Source organism: Arthrobacter globiformis (assembly GCF_003261175.1).
Lineage (GTDB): Bacteria > Actinomycetota > Actinomycetes > Actinomycetales > Micrococcaceae > Arthrobacter > Arthrobacter globiformis_A.
In genome coordinates this window covers 1-22,302 of record NZ_QLNP01000031.1, presented here as the reverse complement: position 1 = coordinate 22,302, position 22,302 = coordinate 1, and the positions used below count along the sequence as shown (strand labels likewise).

Here is a 22,302-nt window from a genome sequence, read left to right as displayed (position 1 = left end):
CGCCCGGTCCCATTCCGAACCCGGAAGCTAAGACCCACAGCGCCGATGGTACTGCACCCGGGAGGGTGTGGGAGAGTAGGTCACCGCCGGACAACCATTAACAGGTCGAGAGCCCCAACCAGACACCCTGGTTGGGGCTCTCCCGCATTTAACCGCCTTCACGTATTTAGCTGGACCTTACGCTCGCGGTCGCTGTCCCGCCGAGGCTCGATTCGGCCTTGACGGCTGTGACCTGCTTGGTTGGCCCGGGCTTGGCCGTGAACGTCCAGGCTCCAAGAGCGTTGGCCTTCACTGTGGCCAAACGGGTGGAGGGGCGGCCCGGCGTCACGTCGTACAGCACGACGCTAGCCGAGGTTGCCGCCGTCGATCCGGTGTACTTGGAAGTTCCGCTGAAGGTCATGTCCTTCCTCAGCCGGTGCCGGGAGGAGGTGATGGCCACGACGTCCTTCTGTCCCGCAGGTACTGCAGCCGGGACCGGGACCGGGGCCGGGGCAGGCTGGGGTGCTACCGGTGCGGTTGCCGGGGTGGTCGTAACAGGAGCAGCCACCTCCGTCGGCTGGGTGCTGGTTTGCGGTGCCTCCGCCGTGCCCTGTGCCGGTGTGGTCTGGCCGATCGGATGCGGACGTACCGCTTCGACGGGATGGTTGGGGTCGACGTCGTTGGTGTCAATGCCAACGCTGAACTGGGCCATCATGTCGTGGTCTTCGTGCGGCAGGTTGTGGCAATGGATCATGTACCGGCCCCGGTGGTGTTCGAATTTCATGAGCAGCCGCACCGTCTCGCCCTCGCCCACGTACACCACGTCCTTGGGGCCGCGTTCGTAGGGGAAGGGTGCCTTTCCGTTGCGGCTGAGGATCTGGAAGTCCACCAGGTGGATGTGGACCGGATGGAACCATCCGCCCGAACTGTTTTCGATTTCCCAGATTTCGACGTCGTTCAGGTCCGGATCAGCGAGGACCTTCCTGTAGCCGCTCTTGACCACCTCGTCCCAGGTCATGCCCCCGATCGTCCAGGCGCCGTTTTCCCGTTTTACGCGCATGTGCCGCGTCTTGACGGACTGGGATGTTGTCAGGCCCATGGCAGTGCTGCCGGCGAGCAGTGTCGGCAGCACCCTGGCGCCGGGTCCGGAGGTGTCGACGGCTTCGTTCGTCACATCGAAGGCCATGATTCGATTGGTGAAGTCGTAATCCACATTGTTCTTGTTGGACAGGTTGCGCAGCTCCACACGCTTGCCCGCGGGATACTTCGAAAAGTCGATGAGGACTTCATAGCGTTCGGCGCCGGCTTGCCGCCAGGACGTCACCTGCTGTGCCGAGGGCATGAGGCCTCCGTCCGTTGCCACCACGGTCACGGGATCTCCGGTGCTCAGGGAGAACCGGTAGGATCGGGCAATGGAGGCATTGAGTATACGGAAGCGGTAGATCCTGCGCTGGACCTTCATGACGGGCCATGGGGCTCCGTTGACCAGTATGACGTCGCCCCACAGGCCTGAGTGGGTGTTGTCGTTGTACGCGAGTGCGCCGTTGGCCGCGAACATGGCATCGGAAACGGTCAGCGGTACATCGAAGTCGCCCTGCGGAAGGATGCTGCCTTCAACCTCGTCGTGCAGGTGGTATTGGCCGGCTAAGCCCGAATACACGCTCTGGGCCGTGTTGTGGACGGCGTGGTCGTGGTACCAAAGGGTCCGCGCGGGCTGGAAGTTGGGATACTCATAGTCCTTGCAGTAGTCCCGTCCAGTGAGGTCGTTGGCGTACCCGTCGAACTGCGGGAGCGACGCCGAGCCGTGAAGGTGGGTGGAGGTGTCCAGCCGGTACCCCCACTGGGGGTGGAACAGGGGCAGCACGTTGTCCATTTCCAGGGTGATCCGTTCGCCCTGGTTCACCTTGATGGTGGGACCCGGGAACGTCCCGTTGTAGCCAAGGATTGGCGTTCTGAGGCCAGGCACGATGTTTGCAAGGCCGGCTTTCTGCTCGATTTGGTAAAGGTGCGTTTTTCGGCCGTCCGCATCCACGGTGGTGCTCTTGGCCTCCAGTACCTCCGGAATGGCTAGTTCCCGCTGGTATGGCTTCGGCATGTTGCGGGATGCCAGCTGGCTTGCCGACTTGGCGCTGACCGACGTCAACGGGACCGCCAGGCCAAAAGCACCGATGATTCCCACTCCACCTATTTGCAATGCCTGACGGCGTGTAACTGACACGACTACCTCCGACGTCGTTAGAAAGTCCAATTGATTTAGTTGAAGGATGTAATACCTACCCTGCGGAAACCTTGAGACCGAGAGGGGTGGCAGTGGCCTTCTTTGGGTGGAAGCCACCCAAAGAAACACCGGCGGGGGAGAGAAGGGGCGATCAGGATTCTGAGGACATCACAAGGTCGTGGGTGGGCTCAGAAGCGGAACGGTTCCGAGCGCGCACGTCACGGTGTCGGAGAGCCTGGACCAGCACAGTCGCGGCCGCTACAAGAAGCGTGCCGGCAGCGATAATCCACATGGCGATGCCCGCCGGTTCCACGAGCGTCAGAAGTGGCTGATCCCAAGGCTGGCCCGCGGTGACCACCCATTCCTGCCGCCGCGAATCGGGAAGCTGGTCTGCCTGTTGGGCAAGGGCCCAGCCGTGCACCGTGTAGAGCGCGGCCACGGCACCTATCGTCACCAGCCTGGAAGCCAGTGACGGCCCTGCGCCGCCGGCGGCGCGGGCCAGGGAAGCCGTGAAAAGGGAGCCGGAAAGCAATGCCAGCAGGGCCATGCCCTGATACCCGAACTGGGTGCGTGCCGAATAGTCCAGCAAAGGCGTGTAGTACAAAGCCGCCATCACGGCCGCGAGGACGGCGGCTGCGAAGTAGGGCGCAGACGTGGCACTCAGAACCGGACGCAGCGTCGCGGTAAGAGCTTCTGCACCGCCTATAGTTCCGTCCTGCCTGGGCGCAACGGCGAGCCTGGCCAACGTCAGTGGGGCCCCGGGAACCAGCAGGAGTGGAACGACGGCGATAAGAAGCATCTGGGTCACGACGTGCGCGCTGATCAGATACTCCTGGTAAACGCGGAGTCCTCCGTTGGTGACCAGGAACAGCAGCGCAACTCCAATGAACCAAAAACCGGCCCGGTAGGCAGGCCAGTGCCCGCCACGGTTCTTGATGCGCCGCACTCCGGCCGCATACAGGAACACGGCGACGGCGCAGAGGAAGATCCAAAGGGCGTCGGGCTTCCAGCTGCTGAGCACATCCACAAAACCCGGAACGCGCAGGGACACCTGGGCCGGTGCGGCCTGCGAGACCGTTGGCGGCGGAGTGCGTGCCAGGGCAGCTGCGAGGCCCGATCCGGCTGCCATGACGGCGAGCTCGGCCACAGCCAGAGTTGTGAAAGCAGTCCGTGCCTTGTCTGGGCCCAAGGCGAGCTTCGCGAGGATCCACTTCCGGTGCAGCGCCCCGAACAGGCCCAAAAGTCCCAGAACGGCCGTCTTGGCCAAGAGAATCAGGCCGTACTGTGAAGCCAGCCCCTGAACTGCTCCGATGCCTGTTAGCCCAGCCGCTACACCCGAGAGCGCCAGGGCAAGGAAGGACAGCAGCGCCAGCGTGGAGTAGCGCCGGACCGCGGTCAGCAACTCCGTTCCCAGCGTCCGGCGCAGCAGGACCAGGGTCGCAAGACCGCCGATCCAGATGGCTGCGGCGGCCATGTGCATTACCACCGAAACCGTGCTGTCGGCGTGGTTCGCGCCGCCCGCGGCATGGGAGTTCAGAGCCAGTGGTATCAGCCCTGTGGAAGCCAGCACAGCCGTGGCGGCAACAGCCCGCTGACCTTGGATGCCAAAACACAAGAGCGCCACGGTTGCCGTGATCAGCACTGTTAGCGCACCTCTCCGGCCAGCATCAACGTCCGTCAGGAAACTGACAAATATTGCCCCCGAACTTTCCGAAAACAGCGGCAGGTTAGCCAGCGAGTGGAAGGTGAGGACGCTGATCGCGGCCGCGGCTGCTGTCCAGAGCACAGCTGCAACACCGGCAAGGGCCAGTGCCTTTGAGAACGCTCTTCCCTTCGGCGGCAGGGCAAAGAGCGCCAAAGCGAGTGGCCCGACAGTACCGGCGGCGGCGACATTGAAAACAAGTTTGGCAACAGGAAGCCCCCAGATGACCGCTGCGCCGGTCCGGTCCAGCAGCGCTGCTTCCTTGCCGGCCTCGGTCGAGTAGGCGATGAACAGAGCCATCAGCCCGCATCCCAGGATCATGGCAGCAGCGGCCACCGGCTTCGTCCGAGATTTCTTCATGGTTCCCCCTTGGCGGATGCTGTGAGGGACAGTCTTGCCACGCCTCCTTGGATTTTCCCTGTGGGTGGCGCGCTCTGGAGGCGTGCTCAACACGAATGGCGTGCTCAGCCCGCCAGTCATCGGCCCGCAGGCCATTCGTCGGCACATACTCCTGTGAGGATGCACACGACTGCCCGTGGAAGGCCCTCGCCGTTAGTGGCTGGCACCGGCTCTCACCTAGAATTGCTAGAGATATGCGGACACCGGATGCTTCACCACGGGTCGCGCAGGACAACCAAACACGGACAAGAGCGGCTGCACATCGCGCCAGTGGTCGGCTCACTACAGGAGGAATCCACCATGGCTGAGCACAAGGGCGGCGGTTACCGCGGCGGAAACGACCGGGGGGACTCGGGAAGCAACCGGGGACGGCAGGGGGGCCCGTTTAGGGGGACCAACAATTCCGGCGGGGATCCGCGGGGCTTCCGCGCCCGTGAAGGCCGCGGTTCCAGCGGTGACCCTGACCGTAAGCCGTTCTCTGATCGTCCGCGTCGTGAGGGGGAGGGCGACCGCCGCGGTTTTGGCGGCGGGGAGCGTAAGCCGTTCTCTGATCGTCCGCGTCGTGAGGGGGAGGGTGACCGTCGCGGTTTTGGTGGCGGGGAGCGTAAGCCGTTCTCTGATCGTCCGCGTCGTGAGGGGGAGGGTGACCGTCGCGGTTTTGGTGGCGGGGAGCGTAAGCCGTTTGGTGATCGTAACCGTAAGCCGTTTGGTGACCGTCCGCGCCGTGAGGGCGAGGGTGACCGCCGCAGCTTTGGCGGTGGCGAGCGTCGCGAAGGCGGGGGCGAGGGCGACCGCCGGAGTTTTGGTGGCGGGGAGCGTAAGCCGTTTGGTGATCGTGACCGTAAGCCGTTTGGTGACCGTCCGCGCCGTGAGGGTGACGGCGATCGCCGCAGCTTCGGTGACCGTCCGCGTCGTGAGGGGGAGGGTGACCGTCGCGGTTTTGGTGGCGGGGAGCGTAAGCCGTTTGGTGATCGTGACCGTAAGCCGTTTGGTGACCGTCCGCGCCGCGAGGGCGACGGCGATCGCCGCAGCTTCGGCGGCGGAGAAAACCGCCGCCCGTTCGGCGACCGCCAGGACCGTGCACCCCGCGAGGACCGTGCCCCCCGTAGCTTCGACCGCGGCGACTCCGGCCCCCGCCAGTTCGGCCGCGACAGGGCTGAGGACCGCCCCGCACGCGTGCCCAACGCCCGCGACCTTCGCAGCGCGAACCGCCCGGACCGTGAGCGTTCGCCCGAAATCGACGAGGACGTCACGGGCAAGGAACTTGACCGCGCCACACAGCACCAGATCAAGACTCTGGAAGCCAACAGCGCGGAGTGGGTGGCCCGTCACCTCGTGATGGCCGGACGGCTCATCGATGACGAACCCGAACTGGCGTTCCAGCATGCCCTTGCCGCCAGCCGCCGCGGCGGACGCCTTGCCGCTGTCCGCGAGGCAGTGGGCCTGACGGCTTATGCCGCCGGGCACTACGGCGAGGCCCTGCGCGAGTTCCGCACCTACCGGCGGATCAGCGGTTCGAACGTCCACCTGCCCGTCATGGCGGACTGCGAACGTGGCCTGGGCCGGCCCGACCGCGCCCTGGACGTCGTCCGTTCCGAAGAGGCCCAGGACCTCGACGCGCCCGGCAAGGTGGAGCTGGCAATAGTCGCCTCCGGTGCCCGCGGCGACCTTGGGCAGCTGGACGCTGCCGTGGCGGAGCTGGAGATTCCGCAGCTGGACCTTAACCGCGCCTTCTCCTACAGCCCGCGCCTGTTCCGCGCCTATGCCGATGCCCTGACAGCCGTTGGCCGCGAAACCGAGGCGGGAAAGTGGCAGCGGCAGGCCGTCGTTGCCGAGGAAGCCCTGGGCCAGGGCATGGCAGAGGAACCCGACATCATTGACCTCGGCTGGGACGAGGAAGAGGAAGCCCGGGAAGAAGCCGAACGCCGGAAGCGCATTGCACATGCCGCAGGCACGGCGGCGCAGGACGGAACCGGGTCTTCCGACAGCCAGCCGGCCCCCGGGATCAGCGCCGAGGAGGAAGCTGCCGCGCAGCGTCCCTCAGCGGACGCGGTGGAAGGGAACCTGGACGACGCTGAAGCGGATTACTTCGAGTCCGACGACGCCGAGTCCGACGAGGATTCCGCCGAGACCGACGATCACACCGAAGAGCAGGACGCTGAAGCCGAGGACGCTGAAACCGGCAACGCAGAAGCCGAGCACACCGAACAGCAGGATGCTGACCGGCGCCACGACGGCTTGGAGGACTAGCCCGTCATGAGTGATGCCCATCTGATATCGCGGTTCGACGCGCTGCTGTCCGACCTGGACGGCGTGGTTTACGCCGGCGCCCACGCCATCCCGGGGGCGGTGGAGTCGCTTCAGCGGCTGGCCGGGATCGGTGTCGGACTGGGATACGTCACGAACAACGCCTCCCGCACACCGGCGCAGGTGGCCGCCCACCTGCGCGAGCTTGGCGCCCCGGCCGAGGACCAGCAGGTTGTGAGTTCATCCCAGGCCGGGGCCGACCTGCTGGCGTCGCTGCTGTCCCCGGGCGCCGCCGTGCTCATAACCGGAAGCCCGGCGCTGGCCCACGAAGTTGAGCTCGTTGGCCTGAAGCCGGTCCACGGCGCCCAGGACAATCCCGTGGCCGTGGTGCAGGGCTTCAACCCTGCGATCGGCTGGAAGGACCTCGCCGAGGCAGCATTCGTCCTGGCCGACGCCAACGTGCTCTGGGTTGCCACGAATACCGACATGTCCATCCCGCAGGCCCGCGGGATGGCTCCCGGCAACGGAACCCTGGTGGGCGCCGTGGCCGCGGCAACCGGCCGGCGGCCGCTCGTCGCCGGCAAGCCGGAGGCTCCGCTGTTTCACGCCGCGGCCAAGCGGCTGTCGTCGGACCGGCCGCTGGTGGTCGGCGACCGGCTGGACACCGACATCCTGGGCGGCAACCGGGCGGGCTTCGCCACAGTGGCCGTGCTGACCGGCGTCGACACCCTGGACACCATGCTGGCGGCCCGGACCGATGAGCGGCCCCGCTACATCATCCGGGACCTGGCCGGCCTTTACGAGGCATATCCGGAAATCGATAACGACGGCGGGACGTTCCGTTGCGGGACCGCCACCGCAACCGTGGCCGGAGACGCCATCCGCATCACCGGGCACAAAGACAACCTCGATTCGTGGCGCGCGGCGTGTGCCGCGTGGTGGGCGGCCCGGCCCGACGCCGACGTCCCCACGGCTCCCGAACTCGAGTGGCTGGATCAATAGACTGGTGCCATGCCTGAGTTGAACAACGACGTGTCTGAAACCGCCGTGCAAGACACCGGAGTTCAGGAGACCGCTGAGCCGGACACCGCCTGGCCGGACCTGGCCCCGCCCACCGGCCGCACTGGTGACGGCATCGCCGACACAGCGGTGCTGGCCATCCTGGACCGGGTCCGCGAGGTCCCCGGACTCCCGGTTTCGGAGCACCCGGCCGCGTACGCAGACATGCACGACGCCCTGCTGGAAGCCCTGAACGAGGAGCCCCAGCGGGAGGAGCCGCAGTATGGCGTGCCGCGTGAACAGCCGCAGCCTGGTGCGGGTGCCGCCTGACCATGCCCAGACTCGACCAACTGCTCGTCAGCCGGGGACTGGCGCGGTCCCGCACCCACGCCGCCCGGCTCATCGCCGAAGGCAAGGTTTCCTCCGACGGCGACGTCCTCGCCAAAGCGTCGCTGCTGGTGGGCGACGACCGTGACCTGAGCGTCGCGGAAGACGCGGCCGACGCCTACGTCAGCAGGGCCGGCCACAAACTGGCCGGCGCGCTGGACGCCTTCCCCGAGGTCGCCGTCGGCGGCAAACGGTGCCTTGATGCCGGTGCCTCCACGGGCGGCTTCACCGACGTCCTGCTGCGGCGGGGAGCCGCGCACGTGGTGGCTGTCGACGTCGGGCACGGCCAGCTGGTGCCGCAGCTCCGCAGCGATCCGCGCGTAAGCGTGCACGAAGGTTTGAACGTCCGTTACATGGACTCCGCCCAGATCGGCGGCCCGGCCGAGATCACGGTCGCCGACCTGTCCTTCATCTCCCTGACACTGGTGGTGGCCCCGCTGGCCGCCTGCACCGCCCCGGGCGGCGACCTGGTCCTCATGGTCAAGCCGCAGTTCGAGATCGGCAGGGAACGGCTCGCCCGCACGGGAGTGGTCACCTCGGAGCGCGAACGGCGGCTGGCTGTCGGTAAAGTGGCGGGGGCGGCGCTCGACGCCGGCTTGGAACTGCGGGGGCTGGCCATCAGCCCGCTGCCTGGCCAGGACGGAAATGTCGAATACTTCCTGTGGATAACGCAAAGAATGTCCGAAGACTTGCCTAAGATCGAAGAGCGGGACGCAGCTGTCGCTGCGTTGCTGGGAAAGATCTGGCCGAACCACTAGAGAGCGGAACCCGATGAGCAGGCGTGTACTGGTACTTGCCCATACCGGCCGCGAGGAATCCCTAAAGGCGGCCTGGGAAGCGTGCGCCCAGCTCCACGCCTTCGGCATTATCCCCGTCATGCAGAAGTCCGAATTGGGCGACATGGAGGGCTTCTTCGGCGCGATGGACCAGCCGGTCGAGATCCTCGACGACCATATCCAGCTTCCGGATGTTGAACTGGTCATGGTTCTGGGCGGGGACGGGACCATCCTGCGGGCGGCTGAGCTGGTCCGCGAATTCGATGTACCGCTCCTGGGCGTGAACCTCGGCCACGTCGGATTCCTCGCCGAGAGCGAGCGTGCTGACCTCGCCCAGACGGTCGAATGGATCGCCAGCCGTGAGTACACGGTGGAGGAACGCATGACCATCGACGTCCAGGTCTGGGTCCGCGGCCAGAAGATCTGGCACACCTGGGCGCTGAACGAGGCCGCCATCGAAAAGGGCGACCGGGAGCGCATGCTGGAACTGGTCACAGAGGTGGATGAGCGCCCGCTGACCTCCTTCGGCTGCGACGGCGTGGTGCTGGCCACCCCCACCGGATCCACCGCCTACGCCTTCTCTGCCGGTGGCCCCGTCGTGTGGCCCGAGGTGGAAGCCCTCCTCATTGTGCCAATCAGCGCGCACGCCCTCTTTGCCAAGCCGCTGGTGGTCTCGCCCCGGTCCCGGCTGGCCGTGGAAGTCCTCAACCGGACGGATGCGCTGGGCGTGCTCTGGTGTGACGGCCGGCGTTCCGTGGACCTGCCACCCGGTGCCCGCATCGAGGTCACCAGGTCCGCCAACCCTGTCCGCCTGGCCCGCACGCACCAGACCCCGTTCTCGGCGCGGCTGGTCCGCAAGTTCCAGCTTCCCATCCATGGCTGGCGCGGCCCCGTACCGCAGTCCGAGGAGATCCATACCGGTCCGGTGCCGCTTGTCCGCACGCCCCGGACCATGGCGCCGCCCTCGGGCCTTCGGCCGTCCGAACCCGGCCCAGAATCCGATCCTCCGACTGAAGAGTGAACCATGCTTGAAGAACTGAGAATCCGCGATCTCGGCGTCATCACCGACGCCACGCTGCCACTGGGCCCCGGGCTCAGCGTGGTCACCGGCGAGACCGGTGCCGGCAAGACCATGGTGGTCACCGCCGTCGGGCTGCTGCTGGGAGCCCGCTCGGACGCCGGCGCCGTGCGCAGCGGCGCCAAGAGCGCCTCTGCGGAAGCCGTGGTGCAGCTGGCTTCCGGGCACCTCGCCCTGGAACGCGCCAGGGACGCCGGTGCTGAGATTGAGGAGTTCGACGGCGGCGCGGAACTGCTGCTGTCACGCCGCCTCGGCGCCGACGGACGCAGCAGGGCCTTCCTCGGCGGGCGGGCCGCCCCGGTGGGCGTGCTGGCCGAAATCGGCGAGTCACTCGTGGTGGTGCACGGGCAGACGGACCAGATCCGGCTCAAGGGTGCCGCGGCACAACGCGAAGCCCTCGACAAGTTCGCGGGGGACGGGCTGGCGTCGGCGCTCGGCGCATTCCAGGACCTCTACACCTCCTGGAAATCCAGCCAGGCAGAGCTGGATTCACTGCGCAGCGCCGAGCGCGAGCGGCTCCGCGAGGCCGAGTCCCTGGAATCGGCGCTGGCAGAGATCGACGCCGTGGACCCCCAGCCGGGGGAGGACGAGGCCCTCAAAGCCGAGGCCGTGAAGCTGGCCAACGTCGAGGAACTCCGGATCGCCGCCACCACCGCGCACCAGGCCCTCATTGCCGAGGACTTCGGCGAGGCCGGCGACGCCACTTCGCTCGTCGATGCGGCCAAGCGGACCCTGGAACACGTGGCCGAACACGACGAGGAGCTCGGATCGGCAGCGGCCCGCCTCGCAGAGGTGGGATTCCTGCTCAACGACATCGCCACCGAGCTGGCCAGCTACCAGGCGGGGCTGGACTCGGAGGGCCCGGAGCGCCTGGCCGAAATCGAAGAGCGCCGGGCGTCCCTGGCCAAGCTGGTCCGGAAGTACGCGCCAAGTATCGACGAGGTCCTTGAATGGGCGGAGACCGCCCGGGCCCGCTTTGACGAACTGCAGGGAGACTCCACACGCATCGAAAACCTCGAAGCCGAGGTGGCCAGGGCAGCAGCCGAGCTGAAGAAACAGGCCGCGGCCATCAGCAAGATCCGCGGGAAAGCCGCCAAGGACCTTTCCGCCCGGGTCAGCGCCGAGCTGAAGGCCCTCGCCATGGCCGATGCCACCCTGGTGATCACCATCGAGGCCGCCGCCCAGCTGGGCCCTTACGGCGCGGACGAGATCTCCTTCCTGCTGCAGCCGCATTCCGGCGCACCGGCCCGGCCGCTGGGCAAGGGCGCGTCCGGCGGTGAGCTTTCCAGGGTCATGCTGGCCATCGAAGTGGTGCTGGCGGCCGTGGACCCCGTGCCGACTTTTGTCTTCGACGAGGTCGACGCCGGAGTGGGCGGACGTGCCGCCGTCGAGATCGGCCGGCGGTTGGCCATGCTGGCGCGCCATGTCCAGGTATTGGTGGTAACGCACCTGCCGCAGGTCGCCGCGTTCGCTGACCAGCACATCCGTGTGACCAAAACCTCTGTTCGCGGTTCCGACGGCTCCACCGCCAAGGGCTTCACCTCCAGCGACGTCCAGCTCCTCGACGAGGCCGAACGCGTGAAGGAACTGGCCCGGATGCTGGCAGGCCAGGAGGACTCCGAAACCGCCCAGGCCCACGCCCAGGAGCTTCTGGACGACGCCAAGCTCCTGCCGCAGCAGGCCTGAGCCCGGCGAAGGTCCTGCGGGCCGGGCCGACCCCTTGCCGGGAGCGCGGGGACAGGGAAAACTGAAGCCTTTGGGGACGCATACCCGATCCGTGGAAGGCTCAATTGATGATAGGCTCGAATTCCGTGGTGCAGCGATCAAATTCCCGTGTAAATTCCCGGTTCCCGGGCTCGTCCAAGACGACCAAACACATCTTCGTCACCGGCGGTGTGGCGTCCTCGCTAGGCAAGGGACTGACGGCCTCAAGCCTCGGCCACCTGCTGCGGGCACGCGGCTTGTCTGTAACTATGCAGAAGCTCGATCCCTATCTGAATGTGGATCCGGGCACGATGAACCCCTTCCAGCATGGCGAGGTTTTCGTCACAGACGACGGTGCTGAAACCGACCTCGACATCGGACACTACGAGCGCTTCCTCGACGAAAACCTTGAGGGTTCGGCCAACGTGACCACCGGCCAGGTCTACTCCACCGTCATCGCCAAGGAGCGCCGCGGCGAGTACCTCGGGGACACCGTCCAGGTCATCCCGCACATCACCGATGAGATCAAGCGCCGGATGCGGCTTCCCGCCGAGGGCAAAAACGCGCCGGACGTCATCATCACGGAGATCGGCGGCACGGTCGGCGACATCGAGTCGCAGCCCTTCCTCGAGTCCGCCCGCCAGGTCCGCCAGGACATCGGCCGGACCAACGTGTTCTTCCTTCACGTTTCCCTGGTCCCGTACATCGGTCCTTCGCAGGAACTGAAGACCAAGCCCACGCAGCACTCCGTGGCCGCCCTCCGCTCCATCGGCATCCAGCCGGAAGCCATCGTGATCCGCTCGGACCGCGAAGTTCCCGATGCCATGCGCGAGAAGATCGGCCGCATGTGCGACGTCGACATCGACGCCGTGGTCAACGCCGCCGACGCCCCCAGCATCTACGACATCCCCAAGACCCTGCACACCCAGGGACTGGATTCGTACATCGTCCGGGCGCTGGACCTGCCGTTCAAGGACGTCGACTGGACCAGCTGGGACAAGCTCCTCGAAGCTGTCCACAACCCCAAGCACGAGGTCGAGGTTGCCCTGGTGGGCAAGTACATCGACCTCCCCGACGCTTACCTCTCCGTGACGGAGGCGCTGCGCGCCGGCGGCTTCGCCAACGACGCCAAGGTCAAGATCCGCTGGGTCCCGTCGGATGAGTGCGAGACGCATGAAGGTGCGGTCCGGTCCCTGGAGGGTGTGGACGCCATCTGCGTTCCCGGCGGCTTCGGCATCCGCGGCCTGGAAGGCAAGCTGGGCGCCCTGAAGTTCGCACGCGAATCCCGGCTGCCCGTGCTGGGCCTCTGCCTCGGCCTGCAGTGCATGGTCATCGAGTACGCCCGCAACGTCGTCGGCCTGGAGGGTGCCTCCTCCAGCGAGTTCGAGCCGGACTCCAAGTACCCTGTCATCGCCACGATGGAAGAGCAGCTGGAATTCGTCGAGGGCCGCGGCGACCTCGGCGGCACCATGCGCCTTGGCCTCTACGAGGCCAAGCTGGACGAGGGTTCGGTCATCGCCGAGACCTACGGCAAAACCACCGTCAGCGAACGCCACCGCCACCGGTACGAGGTCAACAACAAGTACCGCGAGCAGATTGCTGCCGAGGGCCTGGTGTTCTCCGGCACGTCGCCGGACGGCAAGCTGGTGGAATACGTGGAACTGCCCCGCGAGGTTCACCCCTACTACGTGGCCACCCAGGCGCACCCGGAACTGAGCTCGCGGCCCACCCGGCCGCACCCGCTCTTCGCCGGGCTGGTGAAGGCGGCCCTGGACCACCAGAGCGGCAGCGCCGGGAGCGGTTTCGAACCCGCGGCGGCCAGCTCCGGCGAAGCCGTCGCAGAGTAGATCCCCGCAGAGTAATTTCACAGCACCCATAGAGTAAGGACGGCGCGATGCCCGGTAATTCTGAAGACACCCCTGCTGACCGGCAGGTTTCGGATGCGCCGAGCCCGCGCCGTCTGCTCTCCCGGGAGCGGGTCTACAACGGCCGGATCTGGGACGTTGTCAGCGACAGCTTCAAGCTCACCGCCGAGGGTGACCCTTTGGTCCGCGACTACATCGAGCACCCCGGTGCCGTCGCTGTGCTCCCCATGAACGACGACGGCGAGGTGCTGCTGATCAAGCAGTACCGCCACCCGGTGGGGATGGACCTGTGGGAGATTCCGGCTGGCCTGCTTGACGTTGAGGGGGAGGACTTCGTGGTGGGCGCCGCACGGGAGCTCGCCGAGGAAGCCGACCTGATCGCCAGCGACTGGAATGTCCTGGTGGACTTTTACAATTCCCCCGGATCCTCCAGCGAGGCGATCCGGATCTACCTGGCCCGCGGCCTCACCGAGGTCCCGCATCACGAACTCCACGTCCGTACGGACGAGGAAGCGGAAATCGAGCTGCACTGGATCCCGCTGGAGGATGCCGTGGCCGCAGTGCTGGAGGGACGCCTGCACAACCCGTCCGCCGTCGTCGGAATCCTCGCAGCCGCGGCCGCGAAAGCGGACGGCTTCAGCGGACTACGGCCGGGCGACGCCCCCTGGCCGGCCCACCCCAGCCAGCGCTGATGTCTGCGGACACGGCGGCACCGGAAGATTCATCCGCCACGGCAGCAGCAAAGCTGATCGACGGCGCGGAAACCGCCCCGCCACAACGGCCCCGCACCGCCGTTGACCGCGGAGTGACCGACTACCTGCAGCACATGGGCGTCGAACGGGGACTGGCGGCAAACACTCTGTCCGCCTACCGCCGCGACCTCGCCCGGTACTCGACTTACCTCGCTGCCCAGGGCCTCAGCAGCCCGGCTGACGTCACCCGCCACCACGTGACGGGCTTCGCCCAAGCGCTCTCCGACGGCGCCGACGGCGGTACCCCGCTGGGAGTGCGGTCCGCGGCGCGGACCGTGGTGGCCGTCCGCGGACTGCACCGCTTTTGGGCACTTGAAGGAACGACGACGGCGGACCCCGCCAGCGACGTGCACCCGCCGATGCCCGGCAAGCGGCTCCCCAAGGCCATCACCGTGGACGAGGTCACGCGGATCCTGGAAGCCGCCGGCACGGACACCGCAACCGGCCTCCGGGACCGGGCGCTGCTCGAATTCCTCTACTCCACCGGAGCCCGGATCAGCGAAGCCGTGGGCCTGGACGTCGACGACCTCTCGGTGGCGGCCGCCGAATCCGGCCCGGCCATCGTGCGGCTGTTCGGAAAGGGCTCCAAGGAACGCCTCGTCCCGCTCGGCTCCTTCGCGGCCCGCGCCCTCGACGCGTACTTGGTCCGGGGCCGCCCACTGCTGGCGGGGAAGGGTAAGGGTACCCCTGCGCTGTTCCTCAACGCGAGGGGCGGGCGCATCAGCCGGCAAAGCGCCTGGACCATCCTTAAAGCCGCGGCGGACAAGGCCCAGATCACGAAGGATGTCTCCCCGCACACGCTGCGGCACTCCTTCGCCACCCACCTGCTCGAAGGCGGAGCGGATGTCCGCGTGGTCCAGGAGCTCCTCGGGCATGCCTCGGTGACCACCACGCAGGTGTATACCCTGGTTACCGCGGACACGCTGCGGGAAGTCTACGCCGCGGCGCACCCCCGGGCCTTGGGATGATCCCGGCTCCTGTATCAACGTCCGGATAGCTCCGGCACCGCTAGGCTGGACTGCATGACTTCCGTGCCCGTCACCCTCTGCTTCCTGCTACGGGAACGCGTTGAGGTCGGGCCTGAGGTACTCCTTGGCCTGAAGAGGACCGGCTTCGGAACGGGCAAAATTGTTGGACTCGGCGGCCACGTGGAGACCGGCGAGACCGATGCCCAGGCGGCGTGCAGGGAGGTGCTGGAGGAAGCAGGCGTCGTCGTCCTCGAGGAGGACCTGGTGGACGCGGGAACAGTGGAGTTCATTTTCCCCGCCCGCCCTGACTGGAACATGTCCACCAGCCTGTTCACCACCCGCCGGTGGGCCGGTGAGCCCGTCGAGAGCTCCGAGATCGTTCCGGAGTGGTTCCTGGTTTCCGCCCTTCCGCTGGAGCGCATGTGGCAGGATGCTGAGCACTGGCTGCCCCTGGCTCTGGCCGGGAGCGTCGTCGATGCCGTCATCACCCTGAACGGGGACAACGAGACCGTGGCGTCCGCCGAATATTCTTTCCGGGCCGTGTAACCGCCCGTGTCCTGGCGGAAACTATACGGTTAGCCTGCCAGGTCAGGACACTACTTCTTTAGGTTTGGGGGAGATGTGGATTCGGAACGCGAACTGGCGTTCATCGCCGTTCACAGGGACAGCTATCCGCGGGTTTACAGGTACGTGCGGCGGCGGGTTGAATCGCCGGAGCTCGCTGAAGAGCTCGCCGCCGACGTGTTCCGCGTCGTATGGCAGAAATGGCACGACCAGCCGCGCTCGGACATCGCCTGGCTTTTGACCGTGGCGCGGAACCTGATTGGAAATGCCTACCGGAGCCGCGACCGCCTCGTGGCGCTGCAGGCGAAGCTGCGGACGTCCGCCGAACTCCGCTCCGGCCCCGAGTCCGAGGACCTGGTGGTCCACGACGCCATGGCCGCGCTGCGCGACAGTGAGCGCGACATCCTGCAGTTGGCCTACTGGGACGAATTGAGCGTGGCGGAGATCGCCGGCGTTCTGCAGTGCAGCAAGTCTGCTGCCAAGGTCCGCCTGCACCGTGCCAGGGCCGCCTTCCGCAAGCAAATGCCGGTGCCCGCAGAGCCAGGCAGACACAACTCGCTCACACAGAAGATGGGTGCATGAGATGGATCCGATCAAAAACCTGATTTCCGGGTCTGACCCGCTCCGCAGCGATCCTGCCGCGCCCGATGCCGACGAGGCCCTGCGGCGGGTGACCACCGGGGTCCCGATGTTTACTGACAGCCTGCCGCCCAACGTCTTGCAGTTCGAGGACCGGAAACGACGGCGGGCCCGCGTGGCCGGTGTGGTGACTTTGGCGGCCGCCGCGGTGACCGCCGGTGTGCTGGTGGCAACGAACCTCGGACCGCTGGCATCGGCGCCCGCTCCGGCAGGCACCGTGATGCCGTCGGCTTCGGAAACGGCGGGGCCGTCCACGCCAACGCCGACGGCCACGCCCTCCGCGACACGGGCTGCCACAGCAACGCCGACACCAACACGCACTGCGGCCGCCGTTTTGTGGACCACCTTCACGGACTCCACCGGCCAGGCCACCTTTGAGCACCCGCTGGGGTGGACCGTGGCCCAAACGCCCGCGACCATCGCTGGTGGCTCGTACAACATCGTTGAAGTGAAGAACGCCGCCGGCAAGACCGTGGCCACACTTCGCCTCGTGTACGAAGCCACAGCTGGTCCGGTGTGCCCGGTCCCGAAACCGTTCCAGACGCTCGACTCGGTGGTTGTCGACATTCAGCAGAAAGCAGCCAAGCTCAGGGAACACCCCCGAGGCCCATCCGCCTTTGTCTTCAGGGTAATCCAGGGCGACAAGGTCTACGGGTCCCTCGCCCTGACTGACGGAGACTTGGCTCAGCAGACCACAACCTGCGGTTTGTACAACGGCATCCTCGGCCCGGACAACGTCCCGTTGGCGCAATTTGGCGACACTCTTTGGCTCACGGCGGACGGAAAGGACGCCCCGCTGGCGTTCGACTCGGTGGACGAGGCCAAGGCATACATGGGAACGCAGGAGTACCGGGACCTCAAGCGCATGCTGATCTCCCTGGCGCTGCAGCCTGCAGCCTCCTGAGACCCGCAACAAAGGACGCCGGGCCGGCCACCCCGAAAGGTGAGCGGCCCGGCGTCGTACGCGTTTACGGGTGCGGGGCTACGGCACGTGCCGTTCGTCCGGACCGTTGTAGGCGCTCAGCGGGCGGATGAGCGAGTTGGCGTTCAGCTGCTCCATGAAATGGGCGGTCCAGCCTGTGATCCGGCTGGCCACGAACAGCGGCGTGAACATGTTCGTGTCGAAGCCCATGAGGTGATAGGTGGGGCCGGCCGGGTAGTCGAGGTTCGGTTTGATGCCCTTGGCCTCGTCCATGGCCGATTCGAGCCCGTTGTACAGGCCCAGCAGTTCGGGCCGGCCGTAGTGGGCGATCATCTTGTCGAGTGCGGCCTTCATGGTGGGCACGCGGGAGTCGCCGTGCTTGTAGACGCGGTGGCCGAAACCCATGACCTTCTTCTTCTGGGCCAGGGCGTTTTCCATCCATGTCTTGGCACGGTCGGCGGCTTCCTCGAGGGACTCCTCGGGCCGGATGCCGATCTCGTCGAAGGTGTGCATGACGGCCTCGTTGGCTCCGCCGTGCAGCGGCCCCTTGAGAGCACCGATGGCGCCGGTCACCGCCGAATGGAGGTCGGACAGCGTGGACATGATGACGCGCCCGGCGAAAGTGGAGGCGTTGAAGGAGTGCTCCGCGTACAGAATCATGGAGACGTTGAAGGCCTCCACCACCTCGGCAACGGCCTCCTCGCCGAAGGTCATCCACAGGAAGTTGGCCGAGTAGCCGAGGTCATCCCGCGGCTCCACCGGTTCAACGGGGCGTCCCGCCGCGTGGCGGCGCCGCTGGTCGTACGCCACCACGGCCGGCATCGCAGCAAACAGGTCCAGGGCCTTGGCCATGTTGGCCTCCCGGGAGGAATCCTCCGCGAGACTGTGGCGGGCGCCCATGACCGATGCGGCGGTGCGGCAGACATCCATGGGGTGCGACGTCGTCGGCAGGGCATCAATCACCTGCTTGACGACGGGATCCAGCGGCCGCCCGGCGCGCTCCCGGGCCGTGAAGTCGGCCAGCTCGCCGGAAGACGGCAGCTCGCCGTTCCACAGGAGGTAAGCAACCTCTTCGAAGCTGCACTTGGCGGCGAGCTCCTGGACAGGATAGCCGCGGTACAGCAATGAGTTCGTGTCGGGATTGACCTTCGAGACCGCGGTGTAGTCCACCACGACGCCGTCGAGGCCCTTCTTGATCTCTTCTTCAGCCATGCTGAACTCCTTCGTTCGTTGCGTCCGTTACCGGCCGGATGGGCCGGTGGTCCTGCGGGGGATTTGGGTGTCAGTCGGTCCCGGGGATCCGGAAGTTGAAGACACCGGTGTCAAAGCGGTTGTAGGCCTCGTAATCCACCAGGTCATACAGCCGCGCGCGCGTCAGCATGCTCCCCACCTGCGCTTCCTGCGTTCCGTCAGCCTTAATTGAGTCCAGCGTACGCTCAGCCGCCCCCATGGCACTACGGAGCAGGGTCACCGGATAAATCACCATGTTCACGCCCACATCCTGCAGCTGGTCCACAGTGAAGAGGTCGCTCTTGCCGAACTCGGTCATGTTGGCCAAAATCGGCACGTCGACGGCGTCGCGAATGGCCCGGAATTCGTCCAGCGTGGCCATGGCTTCGGGGAAGATGGCGTCCGCGCCCGCCTCCACCAGGGCCCTGGCGCGGTCCTTCGCTGCTTCCAGGCCTTCCACCGCACGGATGTCCGTCCGTGCCATGATCAGGAAGTTCGGGTCCCGGCGTGCATCGGCCGCGGCCCGGATGCGTTTGGTGGCGGTGTCCAGGTCCACGACGTTTTTGCCGTCGAGGTGGCCGCAGCGCTTGGGGTTGAACTGGTCCTCGATGTGGCAGCCGGCAAGCCCAGCGTTTTCGAGTTCCTGCACGCTGCGGGCCACGTTCATGGGTTCGCCAAAGCCGGTGTCCGCGTCCACGATGCAGGGCAGGTCGGTCATCCGGGCGATCTGCCCTGCCCGGGTGGCCACCTCAGTAAGCGTGGTCAGGCCGATGTCCGGCAGGCCAAGGTCATTGGCCAGGACAGCGCCGGAGATGTACACCCCGGCGAAGCCCTTCTCCTCGATCAGGCGGGCAGAGAGCGGGTTGAACGCCCCGGGGAACTGCTGGATGGTCCCGGAAGCCAGCAATTCACGGAAGCGCAGCCGCTTCTGCTCGGGGGTGGCCGCGGAGTACAGCATTTAGAACAGCCCCTTGGGCGCGGCGCTGAAGTCGATGACGCCAGGCGCCGCAGCGATGTTGAGCTGGTCCAGCTCACCTGCCGCCAGCTCCGGGAGGCGTTCGACGGCGGCGAGGAACCTTTCGATTTCGTCCTCCGTCACCAGCCCGGCAGCAAGCGTGCGGAACTTGTTCACGTACTGCTCGCGGGTGAAGGGCCGGGCGCCCAGCGGGTGGGCGTCGGCCACGGCGATCTCGTCCCGGATGACGGTGCCGTCCGTGAGCGTGATTTCTACCGAACCGCCGAAGGCCTTTTCGCTGATGTCCAGGGAGTGGTAGCGGCGGGTCCACTCCGGGTCCTCCACCGTGGACACCTTCTGCCACAGCTCCACGGTGTCCGGGCGGGCGGCACGTTCGGGGGAGTAAGAGTCCACGTGGTGCCAGGCCCCGTCCTGCAGCGCGACTGTGAAGATGTACGGGATGGAGTGGTCCAGGGTTTCCCGGCTGGCGGTGGGGCTGTACTTCTGGGGATCATTGGCGCCGGAGCCGATCACGTAGTGGGTGTGGTGGCTCGTCTTGATCAGGACGGACTTCACGTTCGCCGGATCCGTGGCCTCGGGGTGTTCCCTGTTTAGCTTGCGGGCGAGGTCGATCCACGCCTGTGCCTGGTACTCGGCCGAGTGTTCCTTGGTGTAGGTGTCCAGGATGGCGCGCTTGGCCTCGCCGGGCGTCGGCAGCGGAACCATGTAGGAGGCGTCCGGGCCATCCAGCATCCAGGCAATCACGCCGTCCTCGCCTTCATAGATGGGGACCGGGGACGTCTGTCCGCGCATAGACCTGTCCACCGCCTCGACAGCCATCTTCCCTGCGAAGGCCGGCGCGTGCGCCTTCCAAGTGGAGATCTCACCCTTGCGGGACTGGCGCGTCGCCGTCGTGGTGTGCAGGGCCTGCCCCACGGATTGGAAGATGGTTTCCACGTCCAGGCCGAGGAGGGTGCCGATGCCGGCCGCCGCGGCGGGACCAAGGTGGGCCACGTGGTCGATCTTGTGCTTGTGCAGGCAGATCGCCTTGACCAGGTTCACCTGGATCTCGTAGCCGGTGGCGATGCCGCGGATCAGGTCCTGGCCGCTGGAGCCAACGTGCTGGGCGACAGCGAGGATCGGCGGGATGTTGTCGCCCGGGTGCGAGTAGTCCGCGGCGAGGAACGTGTCGTGGTAATCCAGCTCGCGGACCGCCACGCCGTTGGCCCATGCTGCCCACTCGGGGGAGACCCGCTCGCCGATGCCGAACACCTTGGCGCCTTTACCGCCGCTGGACGGGGCGTGCGTGAGGGCCTGGGCGCGGGCGGCGACGATCGGGGCGCGGTTCAGTGAGGCGACGGCGACGGAGGCGTTGTCGATGATCCGGTTGATGACCATGTCCGTGACGTCCTCGGTTACGGCCACCGGGTCTGCTGCTACTACGGCGATCTTGTGGGCGAGCTGGTCCTCGCGGGGGAGGTTTTCCTCGCTCTTGTAAACGCGGACGTGGTGTTCCTTAACCATGGGACTCCTTCTGGGCGGATGTGTGGGCGGCCTTGACGTGGGAAAGACTGCGGTGCAGATGGACGGTGGTGGCTGCTTCGGCAAGCCGCGGGTTGCCTTCGGCGATGGCTTCGGCGATGGCGGCATGTTCAGCTGCCGCGGCCGTGAGCCGGGCGTGGTCGTCGGCGGCCAGCCTGCGGACCCGGACAAGGTGGACGCGCAGGCCCCGCATGGCCTGCGCCAGGTAGGAGTTGGCGATGGCAGCATCGATGGCTGCATCCAGGCGCCCGACAAGCTCGTAATAGTCGTGCCGGGCGGGATCCGGAGAGTTGAGCAGGGCGGGCGCGTCCAGCAGTTCGCTCCGGAGCTTCAGGAAGACGTCGGCATCTCCGCGCTGAGCTGCCAGCGCGGCAGCCTTTCCCTCGAGGGTTTCGCGGAGCTCGAACAGCTCGTCGATGTCGTCCAATGAGATGTCGGTGACGACGACGCCGCGGCCGCCCGCCGTCGTCAGCCCTTCCGCCGTCAGGCGGCTCAGCGCCTCCCGGAGCGGGGTGCGTGAGACGCCGAGGCGTTCGGATTGTTCGACTTCGGCGAGTACCGTGCCGGGGAGGAGACGCCATTCGATGATCTCTTCGCGCAGCGCCGCATAGGCCCTGTCACTGGCACGCATTCCGTGTCCCTTCTTCGGCTTGATCAATCTGAGTGTATACACAGAAGGCGGGATTGCCCAGCAGTCCTCCCGCTTTTCCTGACCAGGCCGCGCTGTAGTGTATACAAATCACCACTGGAGGCACCCTGAGCTGCTACCGAGTTTTCGTTCTTGATCGGCCTAAAATAAGTTTTCGATCCGTCCCGCTTGTGGGGCCAGATCCGCCCTTTTAATGTCGGTGCCCCCTGTCATGCTGTGGGTATGGATGCGAAGGCCGCGGTGCAGACGGTGGAGGGCGTGGAGTCCTCTGTTGCTGCGCTGGCTGTTTTTTGTCCGTGAGGCCGCCGGCGCCGCGGCCGGCGCCGCGGCCGGTTCCGGGGGTGTGACCGGTGCTGGCTCACTTGCCGCTGCTGGCTCGTCCAAGGGTGCTGATTCCCTTGACGGTGCAGGCGCTGGGCCGGGTGGTGATCCGCTGCGGGATCAGGCGGATGCCTGGTTGGATGCTCTGGCCGAGGCAGGCCGGTTAGAGGCACGCGTGGCGGCGTTGAAGGTGCAGGCCGCGGCCGGTTTCGCTGCTGCTGAGGCGGCTTTGGCTGCTCCTGATGCGTCCCGGTCGGAGCAGGACGTGTTGCAGATGTCGGTGACGGCGGAGGTGGCGGGTGCGCTGACTGTGAGTGAGGGGTCGGCGGCACGGTTTCTGGAGGAATCGGCGAGGCTGAGCGGGGATCTGCCGTTGACGCTGGCCGCGCTCGGGGCGGGAACAATC

The 22,302-nt window shown here is 66.6% G+C and carries 19 protein-coding genes, 1 rRNA gene and 1 pseudogene; 14 read left to right on the top strand and 7 right to left on the bottom strand.

The window, feature by feature from the left end:
- Positions 1-92: ribosomal RNA gene (rrf, locus tag DBZ45_RS02590) — 5S ribosomal RNA — on the top strand; the annotation flags it as partial.
- 74 nt (positions 93-166) lie between these two features.
- Here rrf and DBZ45_RS02585 read toward each other — a convergent pair.
- The 3 genes from DBZ45_RS02585 to DBZ45_RS23105 form a co-directional block, all read right to left on the bottom strand.
- Entirely contained in the window at positions 167-2,158 is a 1,992-nt protein-coding gene (locus tag DBZ45_RS02585; RefSeq protein ID WP_223256885.1) for a multicopper oxidase family protein, read from the bottom strand.
- Between the two features lie 190 nt (positions 2,159-2,348).
- Entirely contained in the window at positions 2,349-4,259 is a 1,911-nt protein-coding gene (locus tag DBZ45_RS02580; RefSeq protein WP_190242974.1) for a cytochrome c oxidase assembly protein, read from the bottom strand.
- A 321-nt stretch (positions 4,260-4,580) separates the two neighbouring features.
- A complete protein-coding gene (locus DBZ45_RS23105) occupies positions 4,581-5,582 on the bottom strand; it encodes a hypothetical protein (RefSeq protein ID WP_223256884.1) in 1,002 nt (333 codons plus the stop codon).
- Between the two features lie 36 nt (positions 5,583-5,618).
- Between DBZ45_RS23105 and DBZ45_RS23100 the strand changes: the two genes are divergently transcribed.
- The 12 genes from DBZ45_RS23100 to DBZ45_RS02520 all read left to right on the top strand — a co-directional run bounded on the left by DBZ45_RS23100 (position 5,619) and on the right by DBZ45_RS02520 (position 17,181).
- Positions 5,619-6,548, top strand: coding sequence for a hypothetical protein (locus DBZ45_RS23100; protein WP_223256883.1), 930 nt, complete (start codon positions 5,619-5,621; stop codon positions 6,546-6,548).
- Between the two features lie 6 nt (positions 6,549-6,554).
- The gene (locus DBZ45_RS02570) at positions 6,555-7,547 is read left to right on the top strand and encodes an HAD-IIA family hydrolase (protein WP_111902412.1); all 993 of its coding nucleotides are present in this window, start codon (positions 6,555-6,557) and stop codon (positions 7,545-7,547) included.
- Between the two features lie 9 nt (positions 7,548-7,556).
- Complete coding sequence (locus DBZ45_RS02565; RefSeq protein WP_190242973.1) at positions 7,557-7,874, top strand: hypothetical protein; 318 nt, start codon at positions 7,557-7,559, stop codon at positions 7,872-7,874.
- A gap of 2 nt (positions 7,875-7,876) precedes the next feature.
- Positions 7,877-8,689 carry a TlyA family RNA methyltransferase gene (locus DBZ45_RS02560; protein ID WP_111902411.1) on the top strand — a complete coding sequence of 271 codons (813 nt, stop codon included), beginning with the start codon at positions 7,877-7,879 and terminating at the stop codon, positions 8,687-8,689.
- A 13-nt stretch (positions 8,690-8,702) separates the two neighbouring features.
- A complete protein-coding gene (locus tag DBZ45_RS02555) occupies positions 8,703-9,728 on the top strand; it encodes an NAD kinase (RefSeq protein ID WP_111902410.1) in 1,026 nt (341 codons plus the stop codon).
- A gap of 3 nt (positions 9,729-9,731) precedes the next feature.
- On the top strand, positions 9,732-11,471 hold the full coding sequence (gene recN, locus DBZ45_RS02550) for a DNA repair protein RecN (protein ID WP_111902409.1): 1,740 nt from the start codon (positions 9,732-9,734) through the stop codon (positions 11,469-11,471).
- A 107-nt stretch (positions 11,472-11,578) separates the two neighbouring features.
- The gene (locus tag DBZ45_RS02545; protein WP_111902408.1) at positions 11,579-13,336 is read left to right on the top strand and encodes a CTP synthase; all 1,758 of its coding nucleotides are present in this window, start codon (positions 11,579-11,581) and stop codon (positions 13,334-13,336) included.
- Positions 13,337-13,383: 47 nt separating this feature from the next.
- Positions 13,384-14,046: an NUDIX domain-containing protein gene (locus DBZ45_RS02540; RefSeq protein WP_111902407.1), complete on the top strand. Its 663-nt coding sequence runs from the start codon at positions 13,384-13,386 to the stop codon at positions 14,044-14,046.
- Positions 14,046-15,074 carry a site-specific tyrosine recombinase XerD gene (gene xerD / locus DBZ45_RS02535; protein WP_223256882.1) on the top strand — a complete coding sequence of 343 codons (1,029 nt, stop codon included), beginning with the start codon at positions 14,046-14,048 and terminating at the stop codon, positions 15,072-15,074. Before DBZ45_RS02540 ends, xerD begins: the two co-directional genes overlap by 1 nt.
- Positions 15,075-15,128: 54 nt before the next feature.
- Positions 15,129-15,620 carry an 8-oxo-dGTP diphosphatase gene (locus tag DBZ45_RS02530; protein ID WP_111902406.1) on the top strand — a complete coding sequence of 164 codons (492 nt, stop codon included), beginning with the start codon at positions 15,129-15,131 and terminating at the stop codon, positions 15,618-15,620.
- Positions 15,621-15,695: 75 nt separating this feature from the next.
- Positions 15,696-16,220, top strand: a complete 525-nt coding sequence (locus DBZ45_RS02525) for an RNA polymerase sigma factor (RefSeq protein ID WP_111902405.1) — start codon at positions 15,696-15,698, stop codon at positions 16,218-16,220.
- Between the two features lies 1 nt (position 16,221).
- On the top strand, positions 16,222-17,181 hold the full coding sequence (locus tag DBZ45_RS02520; RefSeq protein WP_111902404.1) for a hypothetical protein: 960 nt from the start codon (positions 16,222-16,224) through the stop codon (positions 17,179-17,181).
- A gap of 78 nt (positions 17,182-17,259) precedes the next feature.
- On the opposite strand, the gene DBZ45_RS02515 is transcribed toward DBZ45_RS02520, so the two are convergent.
- From DBZ45_RS02515 to DBZ45_RS02500, 4 genes are all read right to left on the bottom strand, one after another.
- Positions 17,260-18,411 carry a bifunctional 2-methylcitrate synthase/citrate synthase gene (locus DBZ45_RS02515; RefSeq protein WP_111902403.1) on the bottom strand — a complete coding sequence of 384 codons (1,152 nt, stop codon included), beginning with the start codon at positions 18,409-18,411 and terminating at the stop codon, positions 17,260-17,262.
- Positions 18,412-18,481: 70 nt separating this feature from the next.
- Entirely contained in the window at positions 18,482-19,387 is a 906-nt protein-coding gene (prpB, locus tag DBZ45_RS02510) for a methylisocitrate lyase (protein ID WP_111902402.1), read from the bottom strand.
- Positions 19,388-20,908 carry an MmgE/PrpD family protein gene (locus DBZ45_RS02505; protein WP_111902401.1) on the bottom strand — a complete coding sequence of 507 codons (1,521 nt, stop codon included), beginning with the start codon at positions 20,906-20,908 and terminating at the stop codon, positions 19,388-19,390.
- Positions 20,901-21,557: a GntR family transcriptional regulator gene (locus DBZ45_RS02500; RefSeq protein ID WP_111902400.1), complete on the bottom strand. Its 657-nt coding sequence runs from the start codon at positions 21,555-21,557 to the stop codon at positions 20,901-20,903. Before DBZ45_RS02500 ends, DBZ45_RS02505 begins: the two co-directional genes overlap by 8 nt.
- Positions 21,558-21,846: 289 nt before the next feature.
- On the opposite strand from DBZ45_RS02500, the pseudogene DBZ45_RS02495 reads away from it, so the two are divergent.
- A pseudogene (locus DBZ45_RS02495) lies at positions 21,847-22,302 on the top strand (HNH endonuclease signature motif containing protein); the annotation flags it as partial.